At 54.8% G+C, this 14522-nt stretch carries 15 protein-coding genes and 1 riboswitch; of the genes, 13 read left to right on the plus strand and 2 right to left on the minus strand.

What is annotated here, in order from left to right:
- Nucleotides 1-19: 19 nt before the first annotated feature.
- The 5 genes from FED52_RS06995 to FED52_RS07015 all read left to right on the plus strand — a co-directional run bounded on the left by FED52_RS06995 (nt 20) and on the right by FED52_RS07015 (nt 4925).
- The gene (locus FED52_RS06995) at nt 20-1195 is read left to right on the plus strand and encodes an aminotransferase class I/II-fold pyridoxal phosphate-dependent enzyme (protein WP_138859404.1); all 1176 of its coding nucleotides are present in this window, start codon (nt 20-22) and stop codon (nt 1193-1195) included.
- Entirely contained in the window at nt 1192-2208 is a 1017-nt protein-coding gene (locus tag FED52_RS07000) for an iron-containing alcohol dehydrogenase family protein (RefSeq protein ID WP_138859405.1), read from the plus strand. Before FED52_RS06995 ends, FED52_RS07000 begins: the two co-directional genes overlap by 4 nt.
- 40 nt (nt 2209-2248) lie before the next feature.
- A riboswitch (SAM riboswitch) is annotated at nt 2249-2353 on the plus strand.
- A 72-nt stretch (nt 2354-2425) separates the two neighbouring features.
- Nucleotides 2426-3247, plus strand: coding sequence for a MetQ/NlpA family ABC transporter substrate-binding protein (locus FED52_RS07005; RefSeq protein WP_138859406.1), 822 nt, complete (start codon nt 2426-2428; stop codon nt 3245-3247).
- Nucleotides 3248-3256: 9 nt separating this feature from the next.
- Nucleotides 3257-4291 carry a methionine ABC transporter ATP-binding protein gene (locus FED52_RS07010; protein ID WP_138859407.1) on the plus strand — a complete coding sequence of 345 codons (1035 nt, stop codon included), beginning with the start codon at nt 3257-3259 and terminating at the stop codon, nt 4289-4291.
- Entirely contained in the window at nt 4263-4925 is a 663-nt protein-coding gene (locus FED52_RS07015; RefSeq protein ID WP_034777647.1) for a methionine ABC transporter permease, read from the plus strand. Before FED52_RS07010 ends, FED52_RS07015 begins: the two co-directional genes overlap by 29 nt.
- Before the next feature lie 27 nt (nt 4926-4952).
- Here the strand turns inward: FED52_RS07015 and FED52_RS07020 are convergent, their stop codons facing one another.
- Nucleotides 4953-5348, minus strand: coding sequence for a Spx/MgsR family RNA polymerase-binding regulatory protein (locus tag FED52_RS07020; RefSeq protein ID WP_021067479.1), 396 nt, complete (start codon nt 5346-5348; stop codon nt 4953-4955).
- Nucleotides 5349-5510: 162 nt separating this feature from the next.
- Between FED52_RS07020 and FED52_RS07025 the strand changes: the two genes are divergently transcribed.
- The 5 genes from FED52_RS07025 to FED52_RS07045 all read left to right on the plus strand — a co-directional run bounded on the left by FED52_RS07025 (nt 5511) and on the right by FED52_RS07045 (nt 10110).
- On the plus strand, nt 5511-5894 hold the full coding sequence (locus tag FED52_RS07025) for a DUF302 domain-containing protein (protein WP_138859408.1): 384 nt from the start codon (nt 5511-5513) through the stop codon (nt 5892-5894).
- A gap of 105 nt (nt 5895-5999) precedes the next feature.
- Nucleotides 6000-7292 (plus strand): hypothetical protein, encoded by a 1293-nt coding sequence (locus tag FED52_RS07030; protein ID WP_138859409.1) that lies wholly within the window; start codon nt 6000-6002, stop codon nt 7290-7292.
- Between the two features lie 11 nt (nt 7293-7303).
- A complete protein-coding gene (locus tag FED52_RS07035; RefSeq protein ID WP_138859410.1) occupies nt 7304-8560 on the plus strand; it encodes a hypothetical protein in 1257 nt (418 codons plus the stop codon).
- 34 nt (nt 8561-8594) lie between these two features.
- Nucleotides 8595-8999, plus strand: coding sequence for a hypothetical protein (locus FED52_RS07040; RefSeq protein ID WP_138859411.1), 405 nt, complete (start codon nt 8595-8597; stop codon nt 8997-8999).
- 205 nt (nt 9000-9204) lie between these two features.
- A complete protein-coding gene (locus tag FED52_RS07045) occupies nt 9205-10110 on the plus strand; it encodes a methyl-accepting chemotaxis protein (RefSeq protein ID WP_138859412.1) in 906 nt (301 codons plus the stop codon).
- 37 nt (nt 10111-10147) lie between these two features.
- On the opposite strand, the gene FED52_RS07050 is transcribed toward FED52_RS07045, so the two are convergent.
- On the minus strand, nt 10148-10804 hold the full coding sequence (locus FED52_RS07050; RefSeq protein ID WP_138859413.1) for a M48 family metallopeptidase: 657 nt from the start codon (nt 10802-10804) through the stop codon (nt 10148-10150).
- A gap of 116 nt (nt 10805-10920) precedes the next feature.
- Here FED52_RS07050 and FED52_RS07055 point away from each other — a divergent pair, with 116 nt between their 5' ends.
- From FED52_RS07055 to FED52_RS07065, 3 genes are all read left to right on the plus strand, one after another.
- Nucleotides 10921-12093: a MalY/PatB family protein gene (locus FED52_RS07055; protein WP_138859414.1), complete on the plus strand. Its 1173-nt coding sequence runs from the start codon at nt 10921-10923 to the stop codon at nt 12091-12093.
- A 70-nt stretch (nt 12094-12163) separates the two neighbouring features.
- Nucleotides 12164-13375, plus strand: coding sequence for a hypothetical protein (locus tag FED52_RS07060; protein WP_138859415.1), 1212 nt, complete (start codon nt 12164-12166; stop codon nt 13373-13375).
- Nucleotides 13372-14508, plus strand: a complete 1137-nt coding sequence (locus FED52_RS07065; protein ID WP_138859416.1) for a hypothetical protein — start codon at nt 13372-13374, stop codon at nt 14506-14508. Before FED52_RS07060 ends, FED52_RS07065 begins: the two co-directional genes overlap by 4 nt.
- The last annotated feature ends 14 nt before the right edge of the window (nt 14509-14522 follow it).

Raw genomic sequence — 14522 nt, forward strand, 5'->3', positions numbered from 1 at the left:
TTGCATAGGAGGACTATTCATGACTGACAGACGCTCACATCTACTTAAAACGTTACCACCTCAACATTTCGTCGGACTCGCGGACGAGGTGGCCGAACTCGAACAGGCCGGCCGCGACATCATCCGACTCGGACAAGGGACGCCTGACCTGCCTACGCCTGAGCCAATCTGTGACGCGCTTCAGACGGCGCTCCTCGACGCCTCGACCCATCAATACGGTCCGTTCCGCGGTCAGGCCCGCCTGAAGCAAGCAGTGGCGACGTTCTATTTGAATGAGTATGGAGTCGAACTTGATCCCGAGACAGAAGTAGCGATTCTCATCGGCTCAAAATCTGGTCTCATCACGTTGCCGCAATGCGTACTCGAACCTGGCGACGGGATCTTGCTACCGAATCCCGGCTATCCTGATTACATCTCGGGGGCACGCCTCGCCGGTGCCGTCGTCCGTGACCTCGTCCTCCGGGAAGAGAACGGCTTCTTGCCGGACTATGAGACGCTCGATACGCAAGATGCAAAACTCATGTATTTGAACTACCCGAGCAATCCGACCGGAGCCGTCGCCTCACCCGCTTTCTTTGACGATACCGTCCGTTTCGCCCGGGAGCGGGACTTGATGGTCGTCCACGATTTCGCATACGGCAGCATCGGATTCGATGGCCACGTCCCGCCTAGCTTTCTGCAGGCGGATGGGGCGAAAGAAGTCGGCATCGAGGTATATACGATGTCGAAAGCGTTCAACATGTCCGGTTGGCGCGTCGCCTTCGCCGTCGGGAACGCGGACATCATCGAGGCAATCAACACGTATCAGGACCACGTCCACGTCAGCGTGTTCTCGGCCATCCAGGCGGCGGCTGTCGCTGCGCTCGAGGCCCCACGCTCCATCCGGGACGATTTGGCCCGACTCTATGAGGCGCGACGCGATCGCCTGATCGACGGGTTGAACCGGGCCGGCTGGGCCGTCGAACCGCCGGAAGGCTCGTTCTTCGTCTGGGCAAAAGTGCCTGAGGGTGATGCCAAGTCGTTCTCGCGGAAACTGCTGCATGAAGCCGGTGTCGCCGTCACCCCGGGCTATTTCTTCGGTTCGGAAGGGAACGGATACGTCCGCTTCGGTCTCGTCTCACCGGAACCGAAGATTGACGAGGCCGTCGAACGAATCGAGCGGTTGTTTGCCGCCTATGAGGAGGTGCGCGCATGATTCGTCAGGCCGTCCTTGAATATGACCACGCCAATGACGCGCTCGACCGTCTTGATGACTTAGTCGACGGCCGACGTGCCCACGTCCTGCACGGTCAGAACGGGTATGACGTCGTCCGAGCCATCTTTCCGGCCATCGCGGACTATCCGGCAACAAGGTTCAGCGGGGAGTGCACGGACTCGGAAGTCAAACGGCTCAAACCGTTGGACGCCGACGTGTTAATCGCCGTCGGAGGCGGCAAGCTCGTCGATACGGCCAAACTCGTCGCCTATCAACGGAACGTCCCGCTCATCGTCGTCCCAACGCTCGCCTCGAACTGTGCGGCGTTCACACCGCTCAGCGTCGTCTATCAGGAGGACGGGAGCTACGACCGCTACGACATGTTCCGCGTCGTCATCGAACGGGTCATCGTTGACTCACGGGTCATCTCACGCTCACCATATGAATACTTTCGGGCCGGTGTCATCGACACGGTCGCGAAGTTTTACGAGGCCCGTTATTTGAGTGGTGACAGCTCAGCTGACGCCGGCGTCAACACCGGACTCGTCTTGGCCGAGCAGTGCGGGCGTCTCGTCGAACTTGAATTGAGCGAGCACGCTTTTGAGTCGTATAGTGACGACGTCCGCTTCGCGGTCGATCACGTGCTCGCCATCGGTGGCGCCGTCGGTGGATTTGGTGACGCCGGGACACGCGTCGCCGTGGGCCATGCGGTCCATAATGCGCTCAGCCGCTTCGAGTCGACCCACTCTTTCTTGCATGGAGACAAGGTCGGCTTCGGCCTAATCGTCCAGGAGCGGTTGCTTCGCTCGGCCGATGCTCCGTATTTGGAGGCCTGGTTGAAACGGTTCGGTGCACCGACGACGCTCGAGGCGCTCGGGGTCGGGTCGGGCGACATCCCGGTACTGGTCGACTCCGTCATGACGGAAACCGAACTGCAACAGTTGCCGGAACCACTCGATAAAGACTTTTTGAAAATAATTTTTGAAAATTTACAATTTTCTATTTACAATTAAAAGAATTAAAAGTAAGATGATAACAATTTAATAGACCGATTGCTTATCAAGAGTGGTGGAGGGACTGGCCCTGTGAAACCCGGCAACCAGATCGTAATGATCATGGTGCTAATTCCAACAGACGATATCGTCTGGGAGATGAGCGTGTCCGACTTTGACTTGTCGTGCCCGCCACTCTGAATGAGTAGCGGGCTTTCATTTTGGAGGAGGAAAACAAATGAACATCAAACAGAAAACAGTACTTGCAGGAACGTCACTACTCGCCGCCATCTCGCTCTCGGCATGCGGACAATCGGACGCGAGCGAGGCGCTCAGCACGGAGTCGCTCACGATCGGCGTCACGGGCGGGCCGCACCAACAGATCGCCGAGAAAGTGAAAGAACTCGCGGCCGAAGACGGCCTCGAACTCGATATCAAAGTGTTCAATGACTATAATACGCCGAACACGGCGCTCGCCGAGGGTAGCCTCGACGTGAACAGTTATCAGACGCTCTCATTCCTAGAACTGCAAAAGTCCGATAAAGGCTATAAAATCGACGACGTGTTCAAGACCGTCGCTTTCCCGATGGGTCTCTACTCAGAGAAATTGACCGACATCGAGGACTTGAAAGAAGGTGACAAGGTCGCCGTCCCGAACGACCCGGCGAACGAGCTACGCGCGCTCCGTCTGTATGAGACAGCGGGACTAATCACGCTGAAGGAAGGATTGACGGACAAGGCGACGAAACGTGATATCGCCGAGAACCCGCTCAACCTTGAATTCATCGAACTCGAGGCGTCGCAGCTCCCGACCCAGCTCCCGGAAGTCGCACTCGCTGCCATCAACACGAACTTCGCGATGGGTGCCGGCCTGTCGATCAATGAGGACGCCTTGTTCCACGAAGACACGGTCGACAACCCGTATCCGAACTACGTCGTCGTCCGCACCGATAACAAGGATGACGAAGTCGTCGAGACACTCAAATCGTACTATCACTCGGACGAGGTACGGACGTTCATCGAAGAGACGTTCAACGGCTCAATCGTCCCGGCGTTTTAAGGAGAGCCTATGATTGCACTTAAAGGAATCACGAAGACGTTCACGGTGAACAAAGGTGCCGTCACCGCACTCGATGACGTCTCGCTCACGATCGAGAAAGGCGAAATCTTCGGCATCATCGGTCGAAGCGGGGCCGGCAAGAGCACGCTCATCCGCATGATCAACCTGCTCGAACGCCCGACGTCGGGCCAGGTCGAGATCGAAGGACAGGACATCACGAAGCTCGACAAACGTGGGCTCTCAAAACTCCGCCATCGAATCGGAATGATCTTCCAACATTACAACCTGCTCAAGACGGCGACCGTCGAAGAGAACGTCGCCATCCCGCTCCGGCTTGAAGGTCTCGACAAGGCAACGATCCGCGCTCGCGTCGACAAATACCTCGACATCGTCGGCTTGACGGACCATCGAAAACATTATCCCGAGCAACTCTCGGGCGGACAGAAGCAACGTGTCGCCATCGCCCGGGCCCTCGCGCACGAGCCGGACATCCTGCTTAGCGACGAGGCGACGAGCGCGCTCGACCCGGAGACGACCGAGTCGATCCTCGACCTCTTGCTCGACATCAACCGCGAGCTCGGGCTGACGATTTTCTTGATCACCCACGAGATGGAAGTCATCGAGCGCATCTGTGACCGGGTCGCGGTCATCGAGGCCGGCCGGATCATCGAAAAAGGGGACGTGCTCGACGTGTTCTCGGACCCGCAGCATGCGACGACACGCAAGTTCTTGAAGACGAACCTCGATGTCCCGAAAGAGGTCGTCGTTGAGTTGAGCACGCACGGGATGCTCGTCAACTTGTCGTTCATCGGTCATCAGAGTGAACAGGCCGTGCTCGCCCAGTTGACGAAACGGTTCGGCTTGCTCCCGAATATCATCGGGGGCGGCATCAAAAAGCTAAAAGGCGGTCTCGTCGGCAATTTGCTCGTCCATTTGGACGGCGATAAGGCCCAGACCGATCAAGCCGTCCGCTTCTTAGAGGCGAGCGGTGTGAAAGTGAAGGAGGTGACGAACCATGCTTCAGTTTTGGGAAAATTGGGGTGACTTGATTTGGACGGGGACGATCCAGACGCTCACGATGACCGGCATCGCGCTCGTCATCTCGACGTTGATCGGATTGCCGCTCGGGACGCTCCTCGTCTTGACGCGACCGAACGGGCGGCTCGCCAACCGTTATTTCTACGGCATCTTGTCGAGCGTCATCAACGTCGTCCGTTCGATCCCGTTCATCATCCTCTTGTTCTTCATCCTCCCGTTCACCCGCTTCATCATGGGGACGACGATCGGTGTCCAAGGCGTCCTGTTGCCGCTCATCGTGTTCACGGCACCGTATATCGCGCGGCTCATGGAGTCGGCGCTACTCGAGGTCGACCGTGGGGTCGTCGAGGCGTACGAGGCGATGGGCATCTCGACCCGGAAAATCATCTGGTACGTGTTGATCCGGGAGGCCCGCTCATCGATCGTGCTCGGTCTGACGATTGCGACGATCGGTTTGATCGGGGCGACCGCGATGGCAGGACTCGTCGGGGCAGGCGGACTCGGCGATATCGCTTATCAATACGGGCATCTCCGGTTCGAGCCGGAGGTCATGTACGTGACCATCTTCGTCTTGATCCTGCTCGTCCAATCCATTCAATCGTTCGGTAACCGCTTGGCGGCCCGACTCAAGAAGGCATAAGAAAAGAGCTCTGCTTCGGCAGGGCTCTTACTTGTTGTCGAGCAATCGTTTCAATTCGGCGATTCGGTCATGGCGCGGGATGAACGTACGAATCTCTTTCTCGCTGAACCCGATTTGAATCCGATTGTCGTCGACGACGATCGGACTCTTCAAGATCTGGGGGTGCGACGCCACAAAGCTGTACAGCTCACGGAGCGACATCTCGTCAAGTTGGTCCGCCGCTTGTTTGTACACGCTCTTTTGGACGGACAACAGGTCGGTCGTCCCGTTCTCGGTGAGGCGGAGCATGTCTTTGAACTCGGTGAACGACATCCCTTGATCGGTCAATTTTTTCTCGATGAATGGGATGTTCTGTTCGCGTAACCAATCAATCGTCTTACGGGAAGAACTGCAGCTTGTATGTGTGAATACGGTGACCGTCACGGCAACCACTTCTCCTTTACGTAAGTATGGACTTCTTTATTTTCTCTCATACATACGTAATGGACGTCGAATATGTTTCAAATCACATATACTTTTTTCACGATTTGTTGATCCTCAGTTCGGGTACATGACGAAAGAGACCATAACCGAGGAGAGATTTACATGTTTGATTACACGGTCAAGACGGACCAGACGGTCGAAGCGGTCGTCGAGAAGCTGAAAGCGACGCTCAAGGAAGAAAAGTTCGGAGTGCTCTGGGACTTTGATTTGAGCGAGACGCTCGAAGAAAAAGGCCAAGCGATCGACGGGGACTATCGCATCCTTGAAATATGTAATCCGAAAGAAGCGAAGAAAGTCATCACGGCACATCGGGAAGGCGGCTATTTCCTGCCTTGTAAGCTCGCTGTCTTCACGAAAGATGGGTCGACCCATGTCGGGATGCCGAAGCCGACGAAACTGATCGAGCTGATCGAGGATGAGTCGCTTCAATCGATCGCCCACGACGTCGAGACGCGACTGACGCGTGCGATTGATCAAGCCGTATAATTAAATGAGCGAACCCGTCCATCAGAGTGGACGGGTTTTTCTTGTTCCTCCTTAAAGTCATATAATGGTAAAATTGGTACAAATAGATTTTAAGGGGCGGATGATTTGAAAAAGTTAGCCAGTGCACTCGTATTATCCTTGGGCTTATTGGCCAGTTGCGGTGGGGAAAAGCCAGACGTCGTGAACTTGTCGTATGTCGATGCGCATTGGACCGTTAACAAGTATTCCTTAGAGCAACCGGAAGCACTCGAATCGGTCGATGAGACGTTACAGGCCTGTACCGGGGAATTGACGACTGAATTGAAGGGAGACTTGACGGTTTACGATACTGTCATCGCGAATCGCCATCAGATGACCGATACGGGAGATGAATATGCATATAAATCGGTGACGTACATCAAAGGCGATGAGCATTATGCACTTTGTCGCGATATGCTCTCGGAACGCTTTCAAGCCGAGGTCATTGAGTCATTCCCCCCATTCGTTGATACACAGAACGGGAAGCGAATTCAACGAAACCCTTTCATCGAACCTGCCGACGAAACTACTCAAGCAGAATTCCTCGATACGGATGGATTATTGGAGCCGAATAATGCTGTCGAACCTTTTCCTGATACCATCGTCACGTTCATACCGGCCTTCCACGGCGAGGTGGAATTGACCATTGGAGATCGACAACTCGCTTTCCCAGTGCTTATGTTCGACCCGATGATGGCACACATAGATGAGGTAAAAATCGCAATCGGATATCATCCCGATGAAAAGAAACCCTATGTTTTATTGATGCTCGCGGACCTCTATTTCACAATGAGTCCGCTAGATGAAATTATCGACCCGGTAAAAGGAGAACAGTCGTATGAAGAGTTGACAGTCAAACGACTGCCACTTCGTTCGGAACTATTACCCGACAAATCCTATCCATTGTATGAGTTCAATTATACCCGTGACGGGAAAGCGGTGACCGAAATCGCGACCATTACATATCGTGCCTCTGAACTGTTAACTATTTCTGAACAAAAGGCGCTCAAAGACAATCCGGAAGAGCAGTATATGCCGACTGTGAACGATCCACTGATTTACCTACACGAGAAACCGTTCAGCAACGAATCGATTTTGACGTATCCGTCCGTGATGCGTGCGGCCGGTAACGAGATGGCAGACCTCATTCAAGCGATTGACTCTGCTGAGCCGACGAAGCGCACGGGTGATCAAGGGGACTATCCTTATCTCACGATTGTCGACGGGCTCAAAGGCCAAGAGTTCGAGGTGTCATATAAACAGCGCTCGAAGAAGCTGGACGTTTACGTGACCGACCGAGTGACTGAGGAGACGTACAAACTGACGAGCGAAGGGGCCGAGACGTTCTTGTCCTATTTCCCGGATTTGAAGAAGAAATGAGTGGCTTGAACATGAAGAAACGAACGCTAATGACATTGTCACTGTTGTGGTTGACGGCAGGCTGCTCGGAAGATATTGACGTCGTCCGTTATGGTCATATCGAGGAACATTGGCAGGCCGAGCGGGTTACGATGAACAGTCAGGAGCCTGTAGTGGATGCCGAAGCCATATTGAACCAATGTGAAGACGGTGAACCCCTGTCCGAACTGAATGGAGAGACGTTTTCCGTGCTTGGAATGGCGTATGCGACCCGGGCCCCGCTTATGAATGATGACTATTATGGATATAGTTTTAATGAAGTGACCTATGTCGAGGGGGATACAATCTATGCGCTCTGTAAATCAGACCGGATGGACGGGATGGAAGGGTATCGGGCCGTCGAGCTTGCAGAAAGACCTGCCTACTTGAAAGACGAGGTCGGAACTGAAATGTCTGCTCTTCCGACCGTCTATATCGCGACCGAAAATGAACGGGCTGCGTTACATAAGCCGGACGCCTTCTATGACAATGAACAAGACATCGAACCGTATCCGGTCACACTTATGAGGATTTCGCCTGGATTTAGTGGCACGGTCGAGATTGGGATTGAAGAAGGGGGCTACTTTACCCCATCTTTCCACTTTTTGCCGAACCTTAGACCGTCCGATGTGTTTATCGCATTAGGACGAGATAAGGCCACGAACATGCCTCATCTGCTCCAGTCTTATGGTGGAGACAAGGCTCGCTATTCCTCCTCCATTTTACAAGATGCCGATTTGCTCAACGGGGCTGACAGTTTAACCTTCCGTCGAATCCATAACGGTGGCACGATGGAACCGATGACAGCCTATCCGCTATATGACGTCACGATTGACGTGGACGGACAAAACGTAACAAAAACCGTGTCGATGCGCTATCGAACGAGCCCTCTCTTGACCGTTTCTGCAGATCAAGACGAGATAGCGGTCGCTTACCTCCATCAGTATCCGTATCACCGGGAAGTCCCGCTCCCTTACCCTGATGCTGTAAACGTGAGCGGCAAAGCTTATGACCAGTTGGTCGAAGCCATCGAGACCGCGCGCCCGTCGACGAAGAGTGGTGAGACGAAAGACTATAAGTATTTGACGCTGTGGCGTGGGAATCTCGGTCAACAGTTCGAAGTCAGTTATCAGCAACGGTCGAAAAAAGTCGATGTCTATGTGAAGGACGTGAAGACCGGGAAAGTGTTCAAACTGTCGAGCGCCGGGGCGGAGACGTTCCAACAGCTGTTCCCGCAGGCGTTCGAATGAATGGATTGGACGTAAATCGAGGAGGGATGCCCTGTTGAAACGCATGTTGTCAGGATGTGTCATCTGTATGGGACTGCTTCTTGGCGGTTGTGCCAGTAGCGAGGAAGACTTGGATCCGTCTCGCATCGACTATCAGACGTTAAACACGGATGGTGCCTATGGACCCATACGCACCATTACCGACGCTGAGACGATTACTCAGCTTGATCGAACGACGGATGAGGTTGAATGGGAAGACCAACCCGTTCCAATCGAGCGGGACCCGGATGTGAGAGCGACGTTCGTCTATACGCCGGACGATGCGCCCGAGCGTTCGCTCGACTTCGGGATTTGGTACGAAGAACAGATGATGGGTGGCATCAATCCAAAGGATAGCCGCGGTGAACTTAACGCCGCACAAGTCACGTTGTTGCAAGCCATTTTCAAGGAATCGGAATAATCAAGGGTCCGTGCCTGGCATGGGCCTTTTTTTGATGACCAGCGTCAGAGAGAACAATTGGAAAACACTTCAAATTCAAGATATTGACTCGATTTCAAAAACCGATGCTATTCAGGACTTTTCGCACAAGGTACACTAGAATTCCGCTACATTCCAGGAAGAAAGCACTAAAGGAAATCGAGAAAAGAAGGTAGGAATAATCGGAATGGAACTGACAACAACGGCTAGTCTCTCATCCCCTGACGTGCTCCGTGCCCTCGAGGCCAACGTGGCGATGATTCGATTCGACCGTCAGCGACGCGTCGTCGATGTGAACGACCTGTTCGCCAAGACGATGAAATACAAGCGTGATGAAATGATCGGGATGCACCATCATTTGTTCTGTGCCCCGAGTTTCGTCAGCAGCCCAGACTATCAAGCGTTTTGGAACAAATTGTTCGACGGCTTCAGCTCGGCCGACAAAATCGAGCGAATCGACGCCCGGGGTGATTCGATATGGCTCGAGGCGACGTATATGCCGATCTATGAACAGGACGAGGTCGTCGGCGTCGTCAAAATCGCCTCCGATATCACGAGTCGGCAACAGACGATCGAGGAATATGCGCGCTCGTTCCGTGACATGGCAGAAAACCTTGACGACCGTGCCCGGCGTGGCATGGAGGAGAGTCAACAGTTGAAGCGGACAATCGAACGCCTCGACGCGGACTCAAATCAGAATTTAAAGACGCTCGCTAACTTGCAGGAGCAGGCTGCCGAGATCACGAAGATCGCCAGTACAATCAAAGAGATCGCCGCCCAGACGAACCTGTTGTCGCTCAACGCCGCCATCGAGGCCGCGCGAGCAGGTGAACATGGTCTCGGTTTCAACGTCGTCGCGACCGAGGTGCGGAACTTGTCACGTCTCGTCGAACGTGCCGTCATCGAAGTGCGCGCGAACACGGACGGGATGAATAAAGAACTCGTCTCGATTGTTGACGGTGTCTCTCGCTCCAGTACGGATATTCAAGAGAGTGTGCGCATCATGGAACAGACGCTCGAGCGGTTCGTGCATATCGAACAGTCGGCCGAATCGCTGAACGGAACAGCCGAGCGGTTCACGTCCGCCATCTAAAAAAACCGATCGGACGTGCCCTGTACGAGGGACACGTTCAATTGGTTTTTTTGATTTGCAGCGTATGGCCATGCTGTCTCAACCAGGCCATCGCGCCGGTGACATCCGGATAGACCGAAGCGAGCGTCGACCAGAACGCGTTCGAGTGGTCAAAGTGGACGAGGTGGGTCCATTCGTGGGCGATGACGTAATCCATCACTTCTTTCGGGGCGAGCATGAGCCGGACGTTGATGGAAATCGTCCCAGTTGAACTGCACGACCCCCAACGCGTCTTTTGGTTACCGATGCGAATCCGGTTCGCCCTCACACCGAGCAATCGTTCGTAGTGGGGTGCACGTTCGGTGACGTGGGCGAGCGCATGCTCTCGGAGCCAAGCCTCGTACGCTTCCCGTAGCGACGACTCGCCCCACGCGAGCGGACAATAGAATTTTTCCCCATCGAAGCGAAATCCGGTCTCAGCATCGCGTTTCACAAGCGGCAACGTTTCCCCGTACAGGAGCAACCTGTCGTCGGGCAAGAGGTCACGCTTCGGTAATGTCGCGATGCGTTCCGCAATCCACTCGGCATGATCTGTTAAAATCGCCTCGACGACCCGGTTCGGGAGCCTTGCCGGAATCCGCAGCTCGATCCCGTCCGGTGTGACGAAAAAGGCTGCCCGTTTCCGGCGTTTATGGCGGATGACGGTCACGGTCATCGGATTCACCTCCTTGAAGTATCTCGGTCGATTATAGCTGACGCGTCCCGAATCCGCCACCGTTTTGCGGACTCGCACGCTCTTTTTTTGTTACAGTAGAGATAGGAGGGATGAACATGAAATCAATCTTACATCAATCGCTTGATCGGACGGGAACGGATTCAGTGAAATGGGACGGTCTCGACCGTTGGTTCCGTCTAAAGGACGACGTCTTACCGCTCTGGGTCGCTGACATCGATATCCGCACGGCACCGTCCATCTCAGAGGCGCTCGCGGCACGGGCCGCGACCGGGGAGTTCGGGTATACGCTGTTCTCGAGAGACGCGCAGGCTGCCGTGAGTTCCTGGTATGGGCGCCGTCACAAGCTGAAGGTCGATGCCGATCACGTCCTGTTCTCGAACGGTGTCGTACCAGGATTGACACATATCGTCGAGGCGTTGACGGAGGAAGGGGACGGGGTCGTCATCCAATCGCCCGTCTATCCGCCGTTCCATGAACTTGTGACCGGGTTGAAGCGGGAGCTGCTGGACGCGCCGCTCCGTCAAGTCGATGGTCGTTACGAGATGGACTTTGATGCGCTCGATACACAGATGCGCAAGGCGAAGCTGTTCTTGCTCTGCTCGCCGCACAATCCGGTCGGACGGGTATGGACCGAGTCCGAGCTGAAGCAAGTCGTCGAACTGGCGCGTCGTCATGACGTTATCCTCGTCGCGGATGAGATTCATGCCGACTTGACCTATCCGTCACAACGGCACACCGCCCTCAACCGGCTCGATGACAATGTCATCACGGTGAGTGCACCATCGAAGGCGTTCAATATCGCCGGATTATTCGCGTCATACATCATCTGTCCGGACGGTGCGATGCGGAAGCGGATCACCCAAGTCCAAAACAAACACCACGTGCTGCCGACACCGTTCGCGAACACGGCCATCATCGCGGCCTATACGGATTCGCGGGCCGAGCGTTGGCTCGACCAGTTGACGGCCGAACTCGAGGAGCAGGCGACATATCTCGTCAATCGGTTCAATGAGGAACTGCCTCAATTGAAGACGTTCCTGCCCGAGGCGAGTTATCTCCTCTGGATCGACTTCGCAGCGCTCGACCTGGAACCGGAAGCGCGGAAGAAGTGGCTGCATGAGGAAGTCCGTCTGTTCTTGTCGCCAGGTGGCCCATTCGGCGAATCGGGCCAGACGTTCGAACGGATCAATTTCGGGACGTCGCGCGCCGTTCTCGACGAGGCGTTCAAACGTCTTACGGAACATGCCGACGGAAAGGCGTTTGTATGAATCAAGAAACGGGAAAAATTTCACAATGAGCCACACAAGAACGATGGCCACGGAAAGCGAGTGAATGTGCATGGAGACGATCAATTGGAAAAAGAAGATGGAGGAACAACTGAGGCGTAGCGGTTTCACGTTACAAGTCGAGAACATGGCCAACCTCGGTCTGACGGAGATTCATGCATCTTCGTCCCCATTGATTTCGTATCCGCTCCGGATTCGCCTGTACGTCCGCATGGGTTGGCTCATGTGTACGGTCGATGCGACATCGGTCGACCGGAACGAGGATCATCCGTTGTTCGAACGGATGATTGCCGCGGTGTTCGAGCGGATCGTCCGTCACCTGTACCATGCCTACGACTTCCATGTCTTGACGTATATCGGTAACACCGGCAATTATATCGCACCAAAAGAGTCGGAGACGGGAGAAATCGTCCGCTTGCTCGCGCAGCTGTGGACCGACCGTTCCTATCTGCACCTTGAGACGTATGAGGAGTATCCGGCTCTATACGTGACGCCGCCATGGGCGCATCAAGCCTACGCGTTCGAGAGCACGGAAGACGAATGGATCATCTATGCAGGCCGGAGCGGCCGTCCGGCTACGGATTATCGAGCCGACGGGACGGAGCTCAAACCACATCGCCTGGCTGAAGGGGATTTGTTCTTCCCGGTGCACCGCATCCGAAAGGACCGCGGGACGCTCGCACTCGCCGAATGGTTACGGCTCGAACGCCGCGAGGTCGAGGATTTCATGCTCGCCTTCATGAAGACGATTCAGAAATTCGACCCCGCTTTCGGCTATTCCTGGGGCGGAACCGACACGTTCTTTCACGGGGTACCGGTCGAGCCATACGCGCAAGTACTCCGGCTGGAGAGCGGGAAACGACGTTATCGAGTCATGAACAACTCGGCGAAGCGATTGTTCGCGGTGGCTGACGATCCTCTCGATTGTTTGAAAGAAGTCGAACAGACGTTACGGACGGTCCGATTACCGGAACAACGCGTCTCGGCACTCGGGCAGCTCGTCATGGGCATTTGGCAACAGTTCGAAGCCGACGAGACGACATATATCCAGGAAGTCGCCTATCGCGGCATCTCGCAGTTCCAAATCGAAGAAAAAATCGGTCATGCCTTGGCGAACCGGCAACGAATTCGCTGGATCGAGAAGGCCGACCCTCGCCAGTCTGTCATCGAATTCGCCCATCTGCGGATTTCATTCCCGAAACGACCACCCGGTATCGTCACCGTCGAACCGGTCGAATCTTCTTATGAGAGAGGTGCGCTATGAGAATCGTTGATGCACGTGCCATGTCAATCAACCATGAGGACTTGATTGCGGTCACCGAGACGTCCGTCTATTACCGCGAAAAGTCGGGTGAGACAAGTTTCTCGATCTTCCGCTATGACGAAGAAGACGGTTCCGTTACTCCGGTCGGCCGTCGTGTGTATGAAGACTACGGAATCTCGAAGCTGTTCGTCAGTAAGGACCGCGTCTATTTCTTGAACGAGACACCGGACCGGACCGGGGTCGTCCGAACGGAACTGATCGCTTTCGATTACCGCTCTGGACAGGAGGTTGTGCTCGCGACATTCGAGAAACGAGGCAACAGCACGCTCTATTGGGTACTTGCCGATCGTTACTTCCTGTTCTTGACGAGTTTCGGGGATGCGGACGAGGCATGGTTGTATGATGCCGAGACGTCGTTCCAAGAACGGATCCGTGATGAACGGCTCGTCGGCCATGCCGGTAAGTTCCGCGAGCTGTATCTGTTCACGACCGAGCTAGACGGGGTCTCTTATATCGTCTGTAACGCCCGATTGGACGAGTTCGCCTATTACGAGGCGCTCGAGGACGGACGGGTCTCGCCAGACGATGCGATCGACCACTCCGAAGCGATCCTCATCTGTTCGCTCGACGAGGCGGTCGAGGCTATCCGGGACCGACAAGGGGAGATCCCGTTCGAGGACTTGATTCGGCTCCATGGGGAAGGGGACACGGTCCAATATCTCGGGGAACGGGACGCGAAACTGCGGTTCTCTGCGTTCGTCGATGCAGCGAATGAGGAGACGATTTATGAGTTGACGGCACCGGACGTGCTCCGGGAGGTCACGGTCGTCGACTGGGGAGCTTATGAACCGATCGACTTCACGTATGATGATGTCAGTTCGACGGTCTTTATCAAAGTCGAGGAATCGGAAGATCACACCGAATTGATTGACGCGACGACCGGTGCCCGCTTCCTCGATACGGCTCCGTTCGAGCGCGTACTCGCTTCGACCTATTTCATCCATGAATCGGCTGAAGGAGGGGGCGGCGTGAGCATCTTCAACCTCGAGACGAACGAACGTCAAACGTTCGAGGACGCCTACTACACAGTGCTCGATGAGACGATCGTCATCCTTTCGACAAAACAGTTATGACAAAAACACCCGAA

Source organism: Exiguobacterium mexicanum, assembly GCF_005960665.1.
In the GTDB taxonomy this organism is placed as follows: Bacteria; Bacillota; Bacilli; order Exiguobacteriales; family Exiguobacteriaceae; genus Exiguobacterium; species Exiguobacterium mexicanum_A.